Source organism: Lacticaseibacillus pantheris DSM 15945 = JCM 12539 = NBRC 106106 (genome assembly GCF_001591865.1).
GTDB classification, from domain to species: domain Bacteria; phylum Bacillota; class Bacilli; order Lactobacillales; family Lactobacillaceae; genus Lacticaseibacillus; species Lacticaseibacillus pantheris.
Genome location: NZ_BCVS01000001.1, coordinates 1 through 19359, shown reverse-complemented (window position 1 = coordinate 19359; position 19359 = coordinate 1). Strand labels below are relative to the sequence as shown.

Annotated in this window: 17 protein-coding genes; 15 read left to right on the top strand and 2 right to left on the bottom strand. The window is 54.1% G+C overall.

Annotation, left to right across the window (positions count from 1 at the left end; all coding sequences use genetic code 11):
- Window positions 1–181: 181 nt before the first annotated feature.
- The 9 genes from pcrA to LPA02S_RS00045 all read left to right on the top strand — a co-directional run bounded on the left by pcrA (window position 182) and on the right by LPA02S_RS00045 (window position 12615).
- On the top strand, window positions 182–2482 hold the full coding sequence (gene pcrA, locus LPA02S_RS00085) for a DNA helicase PcrA (protein ID WP_056956556.1): 2301 nt from the start codon (window positions 182–184) through the stop codon (window positions 2480–2482).
- A 515-nt stretch (window positions 2483–2997) separates the two neighbouring features.
- A complete protein-coding gene (gene ligA / locus LPA02S_RS00080) occupies window positions 2998–5028 on the top strand; it encodes an NAD-dependent DNA ligase LigA (protein WP_056956557.1) in 2031 nt (676 codons plus the stop codon).
- A 7-nt stretch (window positions 5029–5035) separates the two neighbouring features.
- Window positions 5036–6190, top strand: a complete 1155-nt coding sequence (locus tag LPA02S_RS00075) for a CamS family sex pheromone protein (protein ID WP_054648742.1) — start codon at window positions 5036–5038, stop codon at window positions 6188–6190.
- Window positions 6191–6365: 175 nt separating this feature from the next.
- A complete protein-coding gene (gene gatC, locus LPA02S_RS00070) occupies window positions 6366–6662 on the top strand; it encodes an Asp-tRNA(Asn)/Glu-tRNA(Gln) amidotransferase subunit GatC (RefSeq protein ID WP_054648744.1) in 297 nt (98 codons plus the stop codon).
- A gap of 3 nt (window positions 6663–6665) precedes the next feature.
- Window positions 6666–8123 carry an Asp-tRNA(Asn)/Glu-tRNA(Gln) amidotransferase subunit GatA gene (gene gatA / locus LPA02S_RS00065; protein ID WP_054648746.1) on the top strand — a complete coding sequence of 486 codons (1458 nt, stop codon included), beginning with the start codon at window positions 6666–6668 and terminating at the stop codon, window positions 8121–8123.
- Window positions 8123–9553 carry an Asp-tRNA(Asn)/Glu-tRNA(Gln) amidotransferase subunit GatB gene (gene gatB, locus LPA02S_RS00060; protein ID WP_056956558.1) on the top strand — a complete coding sequence of 477 codons (1431 nt, stop codon included), beginning with the start codon at window positions 8123–8125 and terminating at the stop codon, window positions 9551–9553. Before gatA ends, gatB begins: the two co-directional genes overlap by 1 nt.
- Window positions 9554–9614: 61 nt before the next feature.
- Window positions 9615–10652 (top strand): diacylglycerol kinase, encoded by a 1038-nt coding sequence (locus tag LPA02S_RS00055; RefSeq protein ID WP_054648748.1) that lies wholly within the window; start codon window positions 9615–9617, stop codon window positions 10650–10652.
- A 182-nt stretch (window positions 10653–10834) separates the two neighbouring features.
- Window positions 10835–12196 (top strand): 23S rRNA (uracil(1939)-C(5))-methyltransferase RlmD, encoded by a 1362-nt coding sequence (gene rlmD / locus LPA02S_RS00050; RefSeq protein ID WP_174520298.1) that lies wholly within the window; start codon window positions 10835–10837, stop codon window positions 12194–12196.
- Window positions 12197–12273: 77 nt separating this feature from the next.
- Window positions 12274–12615, top strand: coding sequence for a DUF1648 domain-containing protein (locus LPA02S_RS00045; RefSeq protein ID WP_056956560.1), 342 nt, complete (start codon window positions 12274–12276; stop codon window positions 12613–12615).
- A 91-nt stretch (window positions 12616–12706) separates the two neighbouring features.
- Here LPA02S_RS00045 and LPA02S_RS00040 read toward each other — a convergent pair whose 3' ends face one another.
- A complete protein-coding gene (locus LPA02S_RS00040; protein WP_056956561.1) occupies window positions 12707–14125 on the bottom strand; it encodes an MDR family MFS transporter in 1419 nt (472 codons plus the stop codon).
- Between the two features lie 217 nt (window positions 14126–14342).
- Between LPA02S_RS00040 and LPA02S_RS00035 the strand changes: the two genes are divergently transcribed.
- Window positions 14343–14975 carry a TetR/AcrR family transcriptional regulator gene (locus LPA02S_RS00035; protein ID WP_056956562.1) on the top strand — a complete coding sequence of 211 codons (633 nt, stop codon included), beginning with the start codon at window positions 14343–14345 and terminating at the stop codon, window positions 14973–14975.
- A 34-nt stretch (window positions 14976–15009) separates the two neighbouring features.
- Window positions 15010–15897, top strand: coding sequence for a PfkB family carbohydrate kinase (locus LPA02S_RS00030; RefSeq protein WP_054648756.1), 888 nt, complete (start codon window positions 15010–15012; stop codon window positions 15895–15897).
- Window positions 15898–15975: 78 nt separating this feature from the next.
- Here the strand turns inward: LPA02S_RS00030 and LPA02S_RS00025 are convergent, their stop codons facing one another.
- On the bottom strand, window positions 15976–16287 hold the full coding sequence (locus LPA02S_RS00025) for a DUF2316 family protein (protein ID WP_054648758.1): 312 nt from the start codon (window positions 16285–16287) through the stop codon (window positions 15976–15978).
- 131 nt (window positions 16288–16418) lie between these two features.
- Here LPA02S_RS00025 and LPA02S_RS00020 point away from each other — a divergent pair, with 131 nt between their 5' ends.
- The 4 genes from LPA02S_RS00020 to LPA02S_RS00005 form a co-directional block, all read left to right on the top strand.
- The gene (locus tag LPA02S_RS00020; protein WP_054648760.1) at window positions 16419–16853 is read left to right on the top strand and encodes a MarR family winged helix-turn-helix transcriptional regulator; all 435 of its coding nucleotides are present in this window, start codon (window positions 16419–16421) and stop codon (window positions 16851–16853) included.
- A 78-nt stretch (window positions 16854–16931) separates the two neighbouring features.
- Window positions 16932–18065 (top strand): DUF2325 domain-containing protein, encoded by a 1134-nt coding sequence (locus LPA02S_RS00015; protein ID WP_056956563.1) that lies wholly within the window; start codon window positions 16932–16934, stop codon window positions 18063–18065.
- A gap of 18 nt (window positions 18066–18083) precedes the next feature.
- Window positions 18084–18611: a GNAT family N-acetyltransferase gene (locus LPA02S_RS00010; protein WP_054648764.1), complete on the top strand. Its 528-nt coding sequence runs from the start codon at window positions 18084–18086 to the stop codon at window positions 18609–18611.
- A 14-nt stretch (window positions 18612–18625) separates the two neighbouring features.
- Window positions 18626–19359 (top strand): GH25 family lysozyme (locus LPA02S_RS00005; protein ID WP_082405277.1); only part of this gene is annotated, 734 nt, incomplete at its 3' end.

Genomic DNA, 19359 nt, shown 5'->3' with positions numbered 1-19359 from the left:
AGCTCGGTACTAGCGTGAGCGTGAGACTGGTAGCCCGGCCGCGTACACCACCCACCAGCCGGAGTCATAACCACCACGCTAGCTGGTCGACAATTCACCCGCCACCTTTTGTCGAGCCCGTTTTTTTGGTACCATTAAGTGTTGTTTACAGACGTAGAAAGAACACGGGGGCACTTCATCAATGGCAGCACAAACGATACTTAAAGGCATGAACGACAAGCAAAGTGAGGCCGTCCTAACCACCGAGGGCCCCGTGCTCATCATGGCGGGCGCTGGCTCCGGTAAGACGCGTGTCCTGACGCACCGTATTGCTTACCTGATTGAAGAACGAAACGTCAATCCATGGAACATACTAGCAATTACTTTTACTAACAAAGCAGCGCGGGAAATGCGCGAACGTGTCGGTGGCCTACTCGATCCGGAGCTGGCCCGCGACGTGTGGGTCTCGACCTTCCATGCCCTGTGCGTGCGTATTCTGCGGCGTGATATCGAAAAGTTGGGTTACAACCGCGCGTTCACCATCGCGGATTCGTCCGAGCAGCTAACGTTGATTAAGCACGTAATGCGCGACCAGAATATCGACACGAAGCAGTTTGACCCCAAGGCCGTGCTGGGGGCCATTAGTTCGGCTAAGAACGACCTGCTGACACCGAAGGATTACGCTGAGCAGGCCGCTAACCCCTTTGAGAAGATTACCGCGGACGTGTACAAGGAGTATCAGCACCGATTGCGTGGTGACTCCGCACTCGACTTTGATGACCTCATTATGCAGACCATCCTCCTGTTCCGGCAGGACGCCGACACGCTGGCCTACTACCAGCGCAAGTTCCATTACGTCCACGTTGATGAATACCAGGATACCAACGAGGCGCAGTACCAGCTAGTTCGCCTGCTGGCAGACGGTTATCACAACCTGTGTGTGGTGGGGGATGCTGACCAAAGTATTTATGGCTGGCGTGGTGCCAACATGCAGAATATCCTGGACTTCCAGAAGGACTATCCGCAGGCGCAGGTGATCCTGCTGGAGCAGAACTACCGAAGTACCCAAAACATCCTGGACGCCGCCAACTCGGTGATTAAGAATAACGTGAAGCGGCAAGTGAAGCATTTATGGACCGAAAACGGTACCGGCGACAAAATTACGTATTATCGGGCTCAAAGCGAGCGTGATGAGGCGTACTTTATCATCCGGCAGATTGAGAAGTTGGTACGGTCAGACCACTATAAGTATGGCGACTTTGCCATTTTGTACCGTACCAACGCGCAGTCCCGTTCCGTCGAAGAGGCGTTCCTCAAGAGTTCGATTCCGTACAAGATTGTTGGGGGTCACAAGTTCTACGACCGGAAGGAAATTCGCGATGCCCTCGGGTACTTTAGCCTGGTGGTTAACGGGGCGGATAACCTGAGCTTTGAACGGGTGGTGAACTCGCCCAAGCGGGGGATTGGTCCCGGTAGTATTGCCAAGCTGACGGCATTTGCTGACGAGCACGGCTGGTCGCTACTCGACGCCGCGGAGAACGTGGAGTTGTCGCCGTTACCGGCCCGCCCGCGCAAGCAGTTTGCGGAGTTTGCCCAGATGGTGACGGAGTTGCGCAAGAAGCGGTTGGACGGCACCATTAGCGACCTCATGGAGGCTGTACTGGAGGACTCCGGTTACCTAGATGCGCTGCGCAATGAGCATACGATTGAGGCGGACGCGCGGATTGATAACTTGCAGGAACTCCTGACGGTGACGCAAAACTTTGATGCCCATTACGAACCGGAGGACGAGGAGAGCGACATCTTCGTCGACTTCCTGGCCGAGTTGGCCCTAGTGTCCGATCAGGACGACGTTGAGGAGGAGGCGCAGGAAGTCACTTTGATGACGCTCCACGCAGCCAAAGGTTTGGAATTCCCGGTTGTCTTCCTGATTGGGATGGAAGAGGGACTATTCCCGTTGTCCCGTGCGGCGGCCGACGAGAGCGAGCTCGAGGAAGAACGGCGGTTAGCCTACGTGGGAATCACGCGGGCAAAGCGGAAGTTATTCCTGACGAACGCGTACTCGCGGATGTTCCACGGCCAGCACCAGAACAACCCGGCGAGCCGGTTCATTGATGAAATTGATGATAGTTTGTTGGACGTGGCGAATGCGGCGGCGCCGACAAGTGATATTCCGTTCATCAACAGGCGGGATTACGGCCGTACGGGTGGTACTGGCAGTACGGGTGCCGCGGCCAAGTGGGGCAAGGAACGTGATGCCCGGGCACAGAGTACGGCGTACGGACAGCATAGTGATCACGCAAAGGTGGTCGCGGGGGCGCCAACGACGGGTGCAGGCGCTGTTAGTTGGGCAGCAGGCGATAAGGTGACTCACCGCAAGTGGGGTGAGGGCACCGTGGTGAAGGTTGAGGGGACTGGTGAGGACCAGGAACTGGATATTGCCTTCCCAGAGCAAGGAATTAAGCGGTTGTTGGCGGCGTTTGCTCCGATTAAGAAAGAGTAGAGAGCGCAGCAGGCCGTTTATGCGGCGTCTTCTGGCCTGCGGAGCTCGTTTCCATACCTCACACTAACGCGTAAACAGCGCAGCATTTAACCACCAATTAATGAGCCCGCACTTGGCCTTTTGGTGAGAGCGGGTTACGCGCAGTTTTCTGCCTTGCGGAGCTCGTTTTAGAGAGTGCAGCCCCGCGGTTAGAAACCAGAGTATAAGTAGTTACGAGCGAGAATCCCGCACTTAGATTCTTGATCGTAACTGCTTATACGTCGGTTTCTGCGGGGTGGAGCTCGTTTCCATACCTCGCACTAACGCGTAAACAGGGCAGCATTTACCCACCAATTAATGAATGCCGGCACTTGACCTTTTACTGAGAGCGGCTCACACACAATCAGCCTCTACTTCAGTAATTCCTCACATCAAATTAAACCAGAGAGTTCTACAGCAACTACACCTTGCATCACAACCCTAACCCGGTGGCCCATCCCGGCCACCATTACATACACAAAAAGGAGGCCCCCAACATGGCTACAGAACCAGATATTGCAACGTTAACGTTGGCCGATGCGACCAATGAGGCGGCGGCGTTACGCGACCAGTTGAACCAGTGGCGGCGTGAGTACTACACGGAAGATGCACCCAGTGTGACCGATGCAGAATACGACCAGCGTTATCAGCGTCTGTTAGCAATCGAGGGGCGCTTTCCTGAACTCGTGGTCCCCGACTCCCCAACCCAACAAGTCGGGGATGTGGTCTCACCGGACTTTACCAAAGTTCCGCACGCGGTACCGATGCTGTCCATGGGCGACGTCTTTTCGCTGGAAGAACTTGGTGAGTTTGACGCCCGGCTCCGTAAGACTACTGACCAGGACTTTGATTACAACGTTGAACTGAAGATCGACGGCCTGTCGCTGTCCCTGGTTTACACAGATGGTGAGCTGACTCAGGCCTCCACCCGGGGCAACGGGCAGGTGGGTGAAGACGTGACGGTTAACGCCCGCCAAATTGCCGATATCCCGCAAAAGCTGAGCCGACCGTTGACGCTGGAAGTTCGGGGCGAGTGTTATATGCCCAAAGCAGCGTTTGCCGAGCTGAACGCTGAGCGTGAAGCGCAGGGGCTGGACAACTTTGCCAACCCCCGTAACGCGGCCGCTGGTTCACTGCGTCAGTTGGATCCCCAAGTCACGAAACGCCGGCAATTGGCGACCTTCATCTACACGTTGATGGATGTCGACCAATTTGGTGTCACCCGGCAGGACGAGGCCATTGCGTTCATGGCTGACCTCGGCTTCGCCACGAACCCGAGTTCCGAAGTGCACCACGACGTTACCACCCTGGCCGACTACATTGAACGGTATACGGCTCAACGTGACGGTCTCAGCTACGGCATCGACGGGATCGTGCTCAAAGTGAACGACCTGGCCCTCCAGCAAGCCATGGGCAACACGGTGAAGGTGCCCCGTTGGGAGATTGCCTACAAGTTTCCGCCCGAGGAGGCGGCAACCGTGGTTCGAGACATCGAGTGGACGGTTGGGCGCACCGGGGTGGTTACACCAACAGCCGTTATGGATACGGTGACCCTGGCCGGCACGCAGGTTAGCCGCGCGACTTTGCATAACCCCGACTTCATCGCGGCCAAAGACATTCGGGTGGGCGACACAGTGTACCTGCACAAAGCTGGGGACATCATCCCCGAAGTTTCGCGGGTTGACCTACAACGGCGCCCGGCCGATAGCGCACCGTACGCGGTGCCGACGCGTTGTCCATCCTGTGGCGCGGAGCTGGTCCACATTGAAGACGAGGTCGCATTACGCTGTATCAATCCGGCTTGCCCGGCACAGATGCAGGCGCGGCTGACTCACTTTGCCAGTCGTGGCGCCATGAATATTGATGGCTTGGGCCCCAAGATCATCGCACAATTACTCGACCGCGGTTTGGTCCACGACGTCGCGGATTTGTACACGTTGACGGCCGACAGTTTGGGCCAGTTGGATAAGTTTAAAGAAAAATCAATTGCGAACCTCTTGCAGGCCATCGACAATAGCCGTCATAATTCAGTTGAACGTTTACTCACCGGCCTAGGGATTCGCCACGTGGGGGGCAAAGCTGCGGCGCTGATTGCGGAGGCGTTTGGCGATGTCGATACCATGATGGCAGCCGACGCGGATGCCATTGCCGCCGTTCCTGGTGTAGGTCCAATTATTGCGGACGCAGTGGTGCAGTATTGTGCCCAGCCAGAGTCCGCGGCTTTGTTCACCAAACTGGCGGACGCGGGCGTGAACCTGCGTTACACTACCTCAGTACCGACCCCGGCTGCGGACAGCTTTGTGAGCGGCCAGACGGTCGTGATCACCGGTAAGTTTGAGGCGTTTTCGCGGCCTGAGTTGACCAAGCGGCTCAAGGCGTTGGGCGCCAAAGTGACGGGTTCGGTTTCTGGCAAGACGGACCTGCTGGTTGCGGGTGCGGATGCCGGTAGTAAGCTGACTAAGGCCCAAAACCTGGGTGTCCGGGTGATGGACGAAAATGAATTGATGCAGTCATTAGATGAGAATTGAGGCAATTATGAAAAAGCTTGTAACTGTTGTGGGTGCCTGTGCCGCCGCTTTGCTGTTGGCAGCGTGTGGCAACCTCAGCTTTGATACGAATAGTAGTGGCTCGACCAGTTCAACCAAGACTTCCAGTTACACGACGACGGGGACGGCTAGCGACGACACGTACCAAAGTGTCATCGAGGGCGGTAAGTACAAGGTTTCCAAGTCGCGCGGACTGCAGCTGACGGAGAACACCCAGAACGACAACACCTACAACGTGCGGAGTATGGAAAATGGCTTGGTGGATTTGTCCAAGAAGCAGTTTTCCACGACGAAGTATCTGTTTGAGGAGGGTCAGTTACTGAGTACGAGCACGCTGGAAAATTGGCTGGGGCGTTACAGCAGCAGTAATAAGCTAGGGTTAAACCCAGAGGACAACGGCAAGACGGGTGAGAATGACCGGAACCCGATGTACCTACAGACCGTTTTGGAACAGGATTACATGTTGCAAAGTGGTAGTAAGCTCAAGCTGGGGGGTGTATCCGTTGCGTTGGGGATGAACTCCGTTGATTACTACACCAAGGAGAGTTACGGTGCCCAGTATTCGACAACGATTCCCACGGCTACTTTGACGGCTAAGGGCAAAGAGATGGCTTCCAAGGTTGTCGCCCGGTTACGGCAGAAGAGCAGTGTGGGCAACAGTACGCCGATTTTAATTGCTATCTATAAGGGCAACACGCAGGATGCGCTGGTTGGCGGCACGTTCGTCACGTACGCGGTCAGCAAGTCCGGTAACTCGATTGCCAGCTGGAACGATGTGAACGAAAAGAACGAGACGTTGCCGGTGGTGAACAACAAGACGCCGATTAATTCAACGGTATCGAATGATTTCAACACCTTTGAGAGCAAGGTTAAGTCGTTCTTCCCGAAGCTGGCCGGGGTTACGGCCCAGGCGCACTACGAGAAGGGGCAACTGCAGGGCCTCAATATTGACGTGACGACCCAGTTCTACGGGCAGACGGAAATCAATAGCTTCACGCAGTACGTGGTCACGGCCGCAAGCAAGTACCTGCCGTCCGACGCGGAGATCCAGATTAACATCAAGTCGGTACAACAGATGGAAGCATTTGCGGAACGGAAATCGGGCTCCAAGTCGTTCTACACGCACGTGTTTAGTAGTTATTAATGGGGATACCTTAAAGTACGGTTTTTCTCTAAATATTTAGGTTGGCGTGGTGGAGGCACACCCATCACGTCAACCGGCCGCCGAGGCACATTCAAACGGGTATAACCGTGGTGCCTGTGGTAGAATTAGCTAGTTAGTAATATGGATGAATAAATGGGAAGTAGGTAATAGGTGCATGATTACAAAGGAATCTGTAGCCCACGTAGCCGGATTAGCCAAGTTGCAGTTCACTGATGAGGAACTGCAACACTTTACCGGTCAACTGGACGAAATTCTGAACATGGTTGACCAGCTCAGCGAAGTTGACACTGAAGACGTGCCGGTCACCACCCAAAACGTGGTGCTCGAAAACGTTTTGCGTGCGGATGAAGCGACAATGGTGACGCCGCGAGCAGAATTGATGCGTAACGTACCAACCGAAAAGGACGGCCTCATTCAGGTGCCGGCCATCATTGACAAGGAGGAGGACTAGCGCGTGGATTACTATAAGACCGATATTGAGCAGTTACACTCCGACTTGGTGGCTGGTAAAACGACCAGTGCTGACCTGACCGATGCCACGTTCAAAGCCATTGCGGCCAAGGACGACGACGTCCAGGCCTTTTTGGCGTTGAATGAAGAAACGGCCACTAAGGATGCCCAAGACCAGGACGCCCAGGGCATTGCCGCTGACGCGACTTTGGCCGGGATCCCGGTTGCCATCAAGGACAACATTGTCACGAAGGACCTGACGACAACGGCTGCTTCCAAGATGCTGGCCAACTTTGTACCCATTTACGATGCAACGGTAATTGAACGGCTGCGTCAGGCGGGGATGATTGTTGTTGGTAAGACCAACATGGATGAATTTGCCATGGGTTCTTCAACGGAAAATTCCGCCTTCAAAACCACTAAGAACGCGTGGGACCACACCAAGGTACCAGGTGGTTCTTCCGGTGGCTCCGCTGCGGCTGTCGCTTCCGGCGAAGTTTTGGTCGCTTTGGGTTCCGATACTGGTGGCTCAATTCGCCAGCCAGCCGCGTTCAACGGTATTGTTGGTTTTAAGCCAACGTACGGTCGCGTGTCGCGCTGGGGCCTGATCGCCTTTGGCTCCAGCCTGGATGCCATTGGGACGTTGACGCGTTCCGTGCGTGATTCCGCGCACGTGATGAACGCCATCGTTGGCGCGGACGAACGCGATACGACGACCGTTCCCCGTGCGCAGGAAGACCTGGGTGCGAAGATTGGTCAGTCCATTAAGGGCATGAAGATTGCTTTGCCGAAGGAGTACCTGGGTGAAGGGGTCGATGCCGGCGTGCGCGAGCGCATCGAAGCTGCTGCTGAACAGTTTCGGGCAATGGGTGCAACTGTTGAGACGGTCAGCCTGCCACATACACAGTACGCGGTGCCGACTTACTACATCATCGCTAGTTCAGAAGCTAGCTCGAACTTGCAGCGTTTTGACGGGATCCGTTACGGTTTCCGGGCCAAAGACGTGCAGTCACTCGAGTCGGTTTACGTGCGTTCCCGCTCCGAAGGCTTTGGCGACGAGGTCAAGCGGCGGATTATGCTCGGGACCTTCAGTCTGAGTGCTGGGTTCTACGATGCGTACTTTAAGAAGGCCGCACAGGTGCGGACCCTAATTAGCCGCGACTTTGAGGATGTCTTCAAGGATTACGACCTGGTGATGGGCCCAACCACACCGACGCCAGCTTTTGAAGTTGGCTCGAAGGTGACGGACCCGCTGACGATGTACATGAACGACATCTTGACGATTCCCGTCAACTTGGCTGGCCTACCAGCTGCGTCGATTAACGGTGGTTTTGTCGACGGTATGCCAATTGGCCTGCAACTGATTGGTAAGGCCTTTGATGAGGCCACGATTTACCAGGCAGCGGCTGCGTTTGAGGATGCTAACGACTACAAGGACCAGACTCCAGGGGGGCAGAACTAATGAACTTTGAAACCACCATTGGGCTCGAGGTCCACATTGAGTTGAAGACCAAGAGTAAGATGTACTCACCGTCACCGGTAACGTACGGTGCGGACCCTAACACCGCTACAAATGTCATTGACTGGGGGTACCCAGGGGTACTACCGTCCGCAAACCGCGGGGCGTACTCACTAGGAATCATGGTTGCGTTGGCCCTGCACGCCGACGTTACCCGCTTTACCCACTTTGACCGGAAGAACTATTTCTACGCCGATAACCCCAAAGCCTACCAAATCACCCAGTCCGAAACCCCGTTAGCCACCAATGGTTACGTGGAGATTGAGGTGGATGGCAAGACTAAGAAGATTGGGATTGAGGAGCTGCACGTCGAAGAGGATGCGGGTAAGAACACGCATGCTGACGACGGTTATTCCTACGTTGACTTGAACCGGCAGGGGACACCTTTGATTGAAATCGTGTCGAAACCGGACATCGAATCACCCGAAGAGGCGTACCAGTACCTTGAAACACTCCGTCAAATCGTGCAGTTTACCGGGGCTTCCGACGTGAAGATGGAGGAAGGTTCCATGCGTGCCGACTCTAACTTGTCGGTCCGGCCGATTGGGCAAAAGGAGTACGGTACCAAGACCGAAATCAAGAACGTGAACAGTTTTAACTACGTTCGGAGCGCGCTGGCCTTTGAACAGAAGCGTCAGATTGGCTTGCTGATGGCGGGCCAGACGATTCGTCCGGAGACTCGGCGTTGGGATGAACCTAGCAAGTCAACCATCCTGATGCGGGTTAAGGAAGGTGCGGATGATTACCGTTACTTCCCTGAACCTGATCTGCCGCCAGTCGTGGTATCACAAGACTGGGTGGATGAGGTTGCCGCTAAATTACCAGAGGCACCCAAAGTCCGCCGGCAGCGGTACGTTCAAGAGTTGGGACTGCCCGAATACGATGCTGGTGTGCTGACTAACACCAAGGAAATGTCAGATTTCTTTGACCAGGTCGTGGCACTTGGTGCGGACGCTAAGCAAGCGTCCAACTACCTGATGGGTGACGTATCCGCCTACCTAAACGATCAGCAGGTGGAATTGCCCGACATTGCGTTGACGCCAGAGCACCTCGCAGCGATGATCAAGCTGATTACCGACGGGACAATCTCTAGCAAGATTGCCAAGAAGGTGATTGCGGAAATCATCAAGAACGATACCGACCCAGAGGCATGGGTGAAGGCTAAAGGCATGGTGCAGGAATCCGATCCTGCCGTGCTGACACCGATTATCACGGACATCCTGGATGCCAATGAACAGAGTATCGAGGACTTCAAGAACGGTAAGGACCGTGCCATTGGGTTCTTGGTGGGTCAGATCATGAAGCAGACTCGTGGTAAGGCCAACCCTAAGGTCGTTAACCAGATTTTGATGAGTGAGATTAAGAAGCGCTAGCCGACGTGGATTACGATTGGAACCGCGTTGGTACCCGCAGTAATTGTTGAGGAGGAGTCACATGCAGCCGCGTGCACGATTAATTTATAACCCGACCAGTGGTAACGAAGGTATGGGTAAATACGTTGCCGACATTTTGGACGTGATGGAGAGTGCCGGCTACGAGGCTTCGGCTTACCGGACGACACCCGCACCACTGTCGGCACGGGATGAAGCCGCCCGCGTGAGCAAGGCTGGCTTTGACCTAGTGGTTGCCGCCGGTGGGGATGGCACCATCAACGAAGTGGTGAACGGGATTGCCCCGTGCAAGCACCGTCCCCGGATGGGTATCATTCCCGCCGGCACCACTAACGATTACGCGCGGGCGCTTCACATCCCGCGGGAAGATCCGGTTGCCGCCGCCAAGGTGATTGCACGCGGTCAGACGCTACGCATGGACATCGGGAAGGCCAACGATAAGTACTTTATGAATATCGCTGGTGGTGGTTCATTGACCGAGTTAACCTACGGGGTGCCCAGCGAGTTCAAGTCCATCTTTGGCTACCTCGCGTACCTAATCAAAGGTGCCGAAATGTTACCCGCCATGAAAAACGTGCCGATGCACATCAAGTTTGACGATGGTGAGTATGATGGGCAGGCGTCCATGTTTTTGATTGGCTTGACCAACTCAATTGGTGGTTTCGAGCAGATTGTGCCTGACGCTGAATTGGGTGACGGTAAGTTCACCATGATTGTGGTTAAAACCGCGAACTTGGGTGAAATTCTGAAGCTAATTGCCATGGTCTTCAACGGTGGTAAGCACGTGGACGATGACAATATCATCTACGCAAAGACGGCCAAAATTGAGGCCACCCGCACTGATGGGGAGCCGTTGAAAATCAACCTGGACGGTGAGTATGGCGGTGATACGCCGATGACGTTCTTGAACTTGAGCCGCCATATCGAGATGTTCGCCAACGTGGATGATATTCCCGACGCCAACATTGCCCCGCAAAATCAGCTCTCACAAGAGGAGCTGATGAACGAGGTGGAACGCATCTCGGAACAGGATCTCAACGGTGACGGTACGATTGGCGGATCGGACGACGAGTTCAAGTAGGCTAGTTGTTTGTGGCCGCATTATGGCGGTGACGGTGGCAGTACGTTAACCGCGTTGTTGCCACCGGTAATTTAGTCAGTTAGTATTATCAATAGTTGATAAAGGAGTCGGGGCGATATTTCCGGCTCCTTTAGTCAGTATGTAAGCAATTGGTGTTAGTGCCCGTAGAAAGAGGTATTTCAATAATGCAAACACCCGTAAAGAAGAACCAGGAAGTTAAGGTGACCGTCAGTGACCTATCGTACGAGGGGATGGGGGTCGCCAAAGTTGACGGTTACCCGCTGTTCGTGGATAACGCGTTGCCGGGCGAGGAAGTATTAATCCACGTCACTAAGGCAAACAAAAACTATGGCTTTGCCTTCGTGAAGCAGTTTTACAAGGAATCACCCGACCGTGTGGCAGTGTCTAACCGCGTGTACGCGCAGACTGGCATTGCCCCACTGCAGCACCTGGCCTATCCTGCACAGTTGAAGTTCAAGCAAAATCAGATTGAGCAACTATTTAAGAAGTCGCATCTGGACATCCACGTAGCCCCGACTTTGGCAGCACCCATGCAGACCGGTTACCGCAACAAGGCGCAGATTCCGGTCCGCGAGGTTAACGGACAACTGGAGACCGGCTTCTACCGGCGGCGCAGTCACACTTTGATTCCCATCGAGGATTACTACATCCAAGATCCGGCCATTGACCAAACCGTTCTGGTTGTGCGTGACCTATTACGTCAGTACAACGTGCCGGCGTACGACGAGGCCCACAACACGGGTGTGATTCGGCACGTGATGGTGCGGCGCGGGTATTACACCCACCAGACGATGGTGGTACTAATTACCCGGACGCGCGACCTACCTCACGCTGATGAAATTGTGGCGGGCATTACTGCCGCCATTCCTGAGGTGTCGAGTATCGTGTTGAACATGAACCCGGATGCCACGAACGTTATCTTGGGTCGGCGTTCCCGGACCCTGTACGGCCACGATTACTTGGAAGACCAACTGCTGGGCAGTACGTTCCGTATTTCGGCGACCAGTTTTTACCAGGTCAATCCGCGACAAACCGAGAACCTTTACAAGCTGGCCGTGGACGCTGCTGGCTTAACGGGCAAAGAAGTTGTCATTGATGCGTACTCTGGTATCGGGACGATTAGCCTAACGATGGCCCGTCACGCGCAGCACGTCTATGGTGTTGAGGTGGTCCCGGCTGCAGTTGCTGATGCGCGGGTGAACGCAGAAATTAACGGTATCGACAACGTCACCTTTGAACTAGGCAAAGCCGAAGACGTAATGCAGACGTGGCGTGAGAACGGTTTGGCCGCCGACGTGTTGATGGTTGACCCACCGCGCAAAGGTTTGGCGGGTGATTTTATTGATGCCGTGGGTGTAATGCTGCCCAAGAAGGTGGTCTACGTTTCGTGTAACCCGGCCACACTTGCCCGCGACATTGCTTTGCTGCAGGACTTTGGTTATCACGCCGAAGAAACCCAGCCGGTCGACATGTTCCCGCAAACCACCCACGTGGAAAGCGTGACGGTGTTGACGCGGGGGTAGATTCGTTGGTGGCAGGAGCGACGCTAAAACGGCGCTGTCTACTGTAAGCAACCTTGAATTATTAGGGGGCGGTTGTTGTGAAACGACTAGTGTGGATTATGCGCGGACTGGATGCCGTATTGGTGATAGTCGGTCTGGTGCTACTGGTGGTTAGCCACGGGCGGGTCGTGACGCACTGGAACGGTAATGGGGTAGTGGATGCCACGGGACCGCGGTACATGGTCTTTACCATTCCGGTAGTTTTGGTTGTATATGGCGAAGTCAGCCTGTGGCTCGCACGTCGTCGCCGCCGTGTTGACGGGCTTGAGGGCATTAACGTGATGTTGGCTAACGAATGGCGCTATGTTGGTGGTGCTGTTGTGCTGACCGTGGTTGGTTTGATTACCATGCCACTACAGGTTGGGCTCCACCTGTTTTAACGGTGTAATTAAAAAGTTCATTGCTTCTATCCGTTGCGTATGGCGGTCAGAAGTAATGAACTTTTTGTTTGGTAATGATGCTGTGACGACGTTAAGCTGCGGCTTTGCCTAAGCGGTTGGTGAGAAACAGTGACGGTAGCATGAGCACTGCCGTGAAGATGACGGCCCATAGGAACCCCTGCTGGTAGCTCACCGCGATGTGGCTTAATGTGCGGCTGTGTTGGTTCTGAAAGTTGACCACGACCGTGGCGAGGACGGCGGAACCAAAGGCGCCACCAACATTTTGCATTATCCGGGTAGCAATGGATACCTGCCCGGAAAGCTTTGGATCCGCCCCTACAAAGGCGTCGGTCATTAGGGGACTGAGAATTGCGCCGGCACCAATACCCCGGACGAAGAGGACGATGGTTAATAGCCAATAAGCGGTGTGTTGGTCAAAGTAGATAAAGGGCACAGACCCGACCATAGTGATGGCTAGGCCACCAACTGCTACCCACCGTGCACCAATACGGTCGATCAATTGGCCAACCACTGGACGGGCGAGGAGCATACCGATCCCTTGTGGCAGTAATGATAGACCGGCGATGGCGACTGATTCTCCCCGTAAGTTTTGGAAGAATAGTGGCAATAAGAGCATCGGGCCGTTGGTAACGATACCTGCAATGAATAATCCCAGCATTGAAGCTGAGAAGTTGATGTGGTGAAAAAGTGATAGTGGAACCACTGCACTAGTTGGTCGTAACCACGCGTAAATAACGTACGCGGCCGCGAGTGCGATCCCAATTAACACGTAGGTAAGGGTTGTGCTATTGGTCAGGTTAGCTTTTTGACTTGCCTGGACAATACCGTAGATAATGCTGGCGGACATCAACGACAGTAGCGTAACACCGATCCAATCAAACCGGGAGTGTGGGTTTTTGGGTGTCATCTGGGGAAGACGGAACCAGATAAGGGTGACCGCAATTATTACTACGGGGATGTTAACAAAGAAGATCCAGCGCCAGTTAAGGTACTGGACAATCAGACCACCAACCACCGGACCAACGATTGGGCCGAGCATAATCGGTAACCCCACAATGGCCATAAGCCGCCCCATAGCTCCTGATCCCGCGACGTCAACTAGTAGTGTAGTTAGAAGTGGGGTGATGAGTCCGGCACCAAAGCCCTGAAATAAGCGGAATGTAATTAAACTGGTGATGTTCCAGGACAGCGCCGCACCCAGTGACATCACACCAAAGATAATTTCAGCAATCAAGAATACGGTTTTGCCACCAAACCGGTCGTTCAGCCAACCAGTGAAGGGGACCGCCACCACCATGGCGAGCATGTAACCCGTTACGACCCACTGAACGGTGTCGAGACCGGTGTTGAAGCTACGAGCCAGGTGATCAAGTGCAATGTTGACCATGGTTGAATCTAATAAGGGAGCGATGGCCCCCAGTACAATAATCCATGCTTGATTCACTACTGATCGTGGCAGTGCGTTTGTTTTGGTAGTTCTTGCAGTCATATGTTAATGGCCTCCTCAAATAAGGTACTTTAGTTTCTAAAATTGGGTACTCGAGTACCTTAAACCTACGTTAAAAGAAAGTCAACCGTAATTGAGGTCGGGATTACTTTGTTGGTATTGGTGAGCAGTCTGCCAGTTACATGGCGAACGGTGAAACTAACGCTAGGAGTGGAAACGTATGGTAAAATTATCTGGAATCATTACGGGGGGCGGTTGAATGACTGAACAAACTGATCAAAATCACGGTCAAGCCAAGCGCACGCGCCGACGTGGAGCGGCGCTGGAAGCAGACATATTAGCTAGTACACTCACATTGCTGGAAACTACACGGTATGAAGATTTGACCATGGAACTGATTGCACGTCACGCTCACACCAACAAGAGCGTGTTGTACCGTCGCTGGCCCTCCAAAACAGATGTTGTTTTGGCGGCCATTCGGTCAAGAATTCCAGTTCAGCAATTTAAGGAGCCGGATACTGGTACCGTCCACTCTGATTTATTGGCGATGTACGATGAAATTTTCACCGTCATGGAACAAATGCACTACGGCAACATTATGGGGCTGTTACGTGAACGGCTACACGGTATCAGCATTGGGGATTTTTTTGATCGGTTTGCCGGGCGGAATTATCTCACCCAAATTGTGCGCCGGATCTTTGGCCGTGCTGCCGAGCGGGGCCACGTCAACCTTGATGATGTGGATGACTTGATGTATGAATTACCAGTATTAACGGCTGGGTCGATTTTCTACGGCCATCGGGACGCCCCGAGTCGTGCGCAGTTGCATGGGTTGGTAGAGCGGATATTGATGCCCGTGTACGCGCGGATACTCGATACGCAAGAATTGTAATTAATGCTGAGATCGTAACGGAAGGATAACTTTGATGAACTCGACTTTGATTTTTGGCACCGCGCTCGTAGACGCACTGATGGACATCCCCGGAGTGCCGGTTAGCGGGGGCAACGTGCTGGGCGACTTTACTGAGTACCAAGTGGGAGGCTGTGCCATTAATGCGTTTTGTGCACTACGCTATGCGGGTGCCCAGGCCGACTTGTTTGTACCGGTTGGTCACGGTCCTAACGCAGACCATATTAGTGACCACATTCGGAAAATTGGTGAAACGCCGCACGTTATCCCGGGTACGGCGGATAACGGCTGGACCGTGGCCATGATCGAACCGGATGGGGAGCGTACCTTCATCGTGTTGCCCGGGATGGAGCAACTGATGCGTGCTGATTGGCTGAAGCAACTGGACATGACGCAGTATGACTATTTGTACCTGAGTGGCTTTCAACTGACGAACCCACAGGTGGCCCAGGACGTCGCGGCTTTCTATAGCCACCGCCGTCCGGACTCAACCGTCTTATTTGATGTGGCCGCGCGTATTCAAAGCGTGGACCACGCGTTACTCATGGATTTATTACGCTCGGGCGTGATGGTGCACTGCAACGAGGTTGAGTTGCCGCAGGTGGGCGAAGGGGACACCTTTGATGAACGGGTGGCCTATCTGCATAACCTCACACATCAGCCGGTCATCGTAACCCTGGGGGCTCAGGGTACGTATTATTACGTTAGTGAGACTGACAAAGGTGTCGTGCCGGGTGAACACGTCGATGTGGTCAACACGGTTGGTGCGGGCGATAGTCATTGTGGTGGGATGCTCGCAGGCTTGGCTCAGGGCCTATCGGTGCGCGACGCCGTGGGCCTGGGTAACCGGCTGGCGGCGAAGGTTTGCGGAATGCAGACGAACATGCTGCCGGTAGTGGGTTAGGTGCGGATCAAAAAATGCAAGAAAAACCGTTGCGCAATCGCCAAAGTTTTTGGCCGGCGCAACGGTTTTTGTATAGTCCTAATAATCACCCGCAGTCATGTGTCCTCGATCAATCGCGTCAGCGTCTAGGAACCAGTGACGATGCCAATCGCCGCTGAGGGCGGTGAAGGGTATTGGGGTCTCGCCCGCTGCAGTAACGGCCTGTAACAGATAGTTGCGCAATATCCACGGATCATTCAGTGATTGTTGCTGGAGGGTCATGAGCCTTTCTAGCTTGGTGGTAGTAATGTGTAGGTCAGCAGCAACCGCTGCCGGTGTTTTGCCCGTGAGTTCAAAGTTAGCGGCAAACTCGCGCTTCGTGTCCTCAACCTGTTGTTGTGTCAGTGACATAGGTGTACCCCCATCATTTGCTTAAAGTTGTAATTACAAGTGTTTCGCGAATAGTGTACCTTTTTGTACGTAGGTTGTCAAAGCAACAGTTGTTAATTAAACTGTTAGTGAGACAGCATGGAGGCGGGAAAATGCGAGTTAACGGTCGTGGCGGTCTGGTTGAGGCCGTCTTTGAATTTAACCAGGTGAATCAATTATATTTTGAACAGCAGGTGAAGGCCCTTGGAATCACCATGTATCAGGCCCGCATCCTGAACTACGTGGCTGCTCACCCTGGGACCATCCAGCGACCATTGACCACGGTGCTGGGTAAGCCCGCAGCGACGGTGACCAACATACTCAAGGTGATGGTCCGTAATCACTTACTTGAGCGACGGGTGCCCCAAGATAACGGGCGGCAAAAGCAACTTTTTCTGACGGCTCAGGGACGCTCGCAGTTCAGTGCAGTGGAGAACATCTTTGCGGAACGTGACCAGCAGGTAACCCAGTTGGTTGATCCGCAGTTACTGGACTCGCTACTCAGCACAGTCCGCAGGGTAACTGAACAAATATTGGCCAATCAGTGAAGCCTATTGGCGTGAACGCAAATCAAGGCAAAGTGTGCCTAGGTATATGGGGTGCGCGTGGAGGAAAGAATAATCATTATGACGTTAACAGAAGAGTACCAGCATGACGTGCGGGAATTACTCGCGCTCATGACACCCGCCAATCAGCCGGTGGTAATGAAGGCAATTGAGCTGGTCAGCAAGTATGCTGGCCACCGCACCTCGGCGCAACCAGTGGCGACCACGCCCAGTGTTGCGGCCGTGTCGTTGGCTGCTGCCAGCAGTGGCGCCGCAAATTACGATTACGCACCAGCCCCTGACGAACCGGTGCCCGCCGCACCTACGGATATCTTTCGGGTTGAGCGGCGCTTAATCGGCGCCGAGGTTGGCGACCAGTACGTTTCCGAAAAGCAGGTCCGTACGTTGGGACTGGATGACGGGGACACCGTGCAGTTAGACACTGACGACGCGGTGCCCGGCCAGGCACCCAACATCCGGCTTGTAGCCAAATCCAAATCAACGGCGACCCCGCAAATTAATGGCGTGCAGTTTGCAGTTTTGCAACGGGATAAGCGGTTGCCCGCAGACTATACTTTGAGTGCCACCAATAACTTCAATCAGCACCCATTATTAACAACGGACGACGATGTACCGTTCAAATTTCTAATTCGCCCCGCCGACGTGGAGCGGTTGGGCCTGCAAGCCGGCGACATTGTGGACCTCTCGTGGTATAGCGCCGAGGGCCCGCAACGCGCAGTCGTGTCTTGGGTTCACGGTGATGATGACGCTGACCTTGCGGCGATGGCGCAGAAGCGGGGGACCAAGAAGACGGTCAAAGGGGACCTGGACGCCACGCCCAAAGGTTACACGGTGAAAATACCGTTTGATTTGGACGGCCGCCGGGTATTGTTTGTCGGAAACGCCGCCAACAGCAACGATATGGCTTTGGTTGTAGCTGCGCATAACGGTGGTCAGGTAACCGCCACCGACGCCACGAAGGGAAGCCAGCTTAAAACCAAGGTGGGGCACGCGGATTTGATGGTACTGATTACGGATGAGGTGCACCACGTGACGACCAACACGAGCGTCAAAATTGCGAAGAGCCAGAAGGTACCGTATGCCGTTTCCAGCAGCGACGCGCCGTTCAGCATTGAGCGTGCGTTGTACCGCGCGGTGACTGGGATGCCCGCATACGAGCCAACGGCGGGAACGTTCGACTACCCAACCGTTTAAAGCAAGGGGGATACTGTCATGGACACACCAAGTGAACTGGTTGCTACTGCAGTTGGTAGACACGCTCCAATTTTGCCGCAGGTCGAACAACTATACGTGGACGCATTTCCAGCGGCGGAGCGGGTGCCATTCAAGCGGTTAGTGCAAAGCCCGCTTAATGGCTACACGGATAAGCTATGGGTGTTTACGCGCAACGACGAGTTCTGTGGTTTTATGACTACCATCACTCGTGCTGATCTGACCCTGGTAGGCTACTTTGCCATGATGCCGGCACTGCGCGGGCAAGGTAATGGTAGTGCCGCTTTGCAGCTGATGCGGGGGATGATGCCGCAACAGCGGATTGCTTTAGAGATTGAGGTGCTGGACCCACAGGCGGCTAATTACTCAGAGCGCGTACGCCGCCGGGATTTTTACATTCGTAATGGGTACCGAATGACGTCCATTCAATACTGGACGTACGGGGTGCCGTTTGTGGTGATGGTTAACGGCGCTGATATTAGTGCGGAGGAATACCATCAATTCTATGATCCGCTGGTAAAATCGTAATTCGGAGGAACGTTATGCGGAATAAACAGCCAATTTACGCAGACACCTTTGCCAAACACCGACGTTGGGGCATTACCGGCCTGGCGGTGGCGGTCGTATTGATTATTGTTGCGACGGTGGCTTACTTTGCGCTACGTAATCCGCGCCCAAGCGTGCATCGATATCCGGTTTTGGGGGTGCAGTTGACCCAAAGCGACGGTACGCAAAATTTCACCTCTCTGCATACACAGGGGGTGACCTTTGCGTACCTCAAGGCGACGCAGGGCAGCAGTTACTTTGATGATAATTTCAACACGAACTATAGTGCGGGAATCGCGTCCAGTGTGGACGTTGGTGTGTACCACTACTTTAGTTTTGACAGTACGCCCACTGCGCAGGCGGACTCCTTTTTCAAGCACGTGGGGAGTAATACGGGGACGTTACCGATTGGTGTATACGTGACGGCGTACACGGAGTTGCCTAGTCGGGAGCGGTTGTCCCAGAACTTGCAGCAATTCGTTAATTTGTTGACGCAGCATTATACCGGGCGGCGAGTGGTGATCATGGGCAGTCCAACGGTGTTGAAGTTGGTACAAAGTGTGGCCAAAGGGGCACCACGGATGGTGATTAGCACGCAGCATGGGGATGTGGGCACGCACGCGTTTTGGGAATACACGACGGGCGCACCGTTGCCTGGTGGAACGGGGACTAGGTATACGGCCATTGTTTATAACGGAACGAGGGCGGGGTATAGGGAATTGTTGAGGTA

Coding starts and splice junctions, on each gene's coding strand:
- gatC (WP_054648744.1), top strand. CDS start 6,366: ATGATTACAAAGGAATCTGTAGCCCACGTAGCCGGATTAGCCAAGTTG.
- LPA02S_RS00075 (WP_054648742.1), top strand. CDS start 5,036: ATGAAAAAGCTTGTAACTGTTGTGGGTGCCTGTGCCGCCGCTTTGCTG.
- LPA02S_RS00025 (WP_054648758.1), bottom strand. CDS start 16,287: ATGTCACTGACACAACAACAGGTTGAGGACACGAAGCGCGAGTTTGCC.
- LPA02S_RS00010 (WP_054648764.1), top strand. CDS start 18,084: ATGGACACACCAAGTGAACTGGTTGCTACTGCAGTTGGTAGACACGCT.
- LPA02S_RS00030 (WP_054648756.1), top strand. CDS start 15,010: ATGAACTCGACTTTGATTTTTGGCACCGCGCTCGTAGACGCACTGATG.
- LPA02S_RS00020 (WP_054648760.1), top strand. CDS start 16,419: ATGCGAGTTAACGGTCGTGGCGGTCTGGTTGAGGCCGTCTTTGAATTT.
- ligA (WP_056956557.1), top strand. CDS start 2,998: ATGGCTACAGAACCAGATATTGCAACGTTAACGTTGGCCGATGCGACC.
- LPA02S_RS00015 (WP_056956563.1), top strand. CDS start 16,932: ATGACGTTAACAGAAGAGTACCAGCATGACGTGCGGGAATTACTCGCG.
- gatB (WP_056956558.1), top strand. CDS start 8,123: ATGAACTTTGAAACCACCATTGGGCTCGAGGTCCACATTGAGTTGAAG.
- LPA02S_RS00040 (WP_056956561.1), bottom strand. CDS start 14,125: ATGACTGCAAGAACTACCAAAACAAACGCACTGCCACGATCAGTAGTG.
- LPA02S_RS00035 (WP_056956562.1), top strand. CDS start 14,343: ATGACTGAACAAACTGATCAAAATCACGGTCAAGCCAAGCGCACGCGC.
- pcrA (WP_056956556.1), top strand. CDS start 182: ATGGCAGCACAAACGATACTTAAAGGCATGAACGACAAGCAAAGTGAG.
- LPA02S_RS00055 (WP_054648748.1), top strand. CDS start 9,615: ATGCAGCCGCGTGCACGATTAATTTATAACCCGACCAGTGGTAACGAA.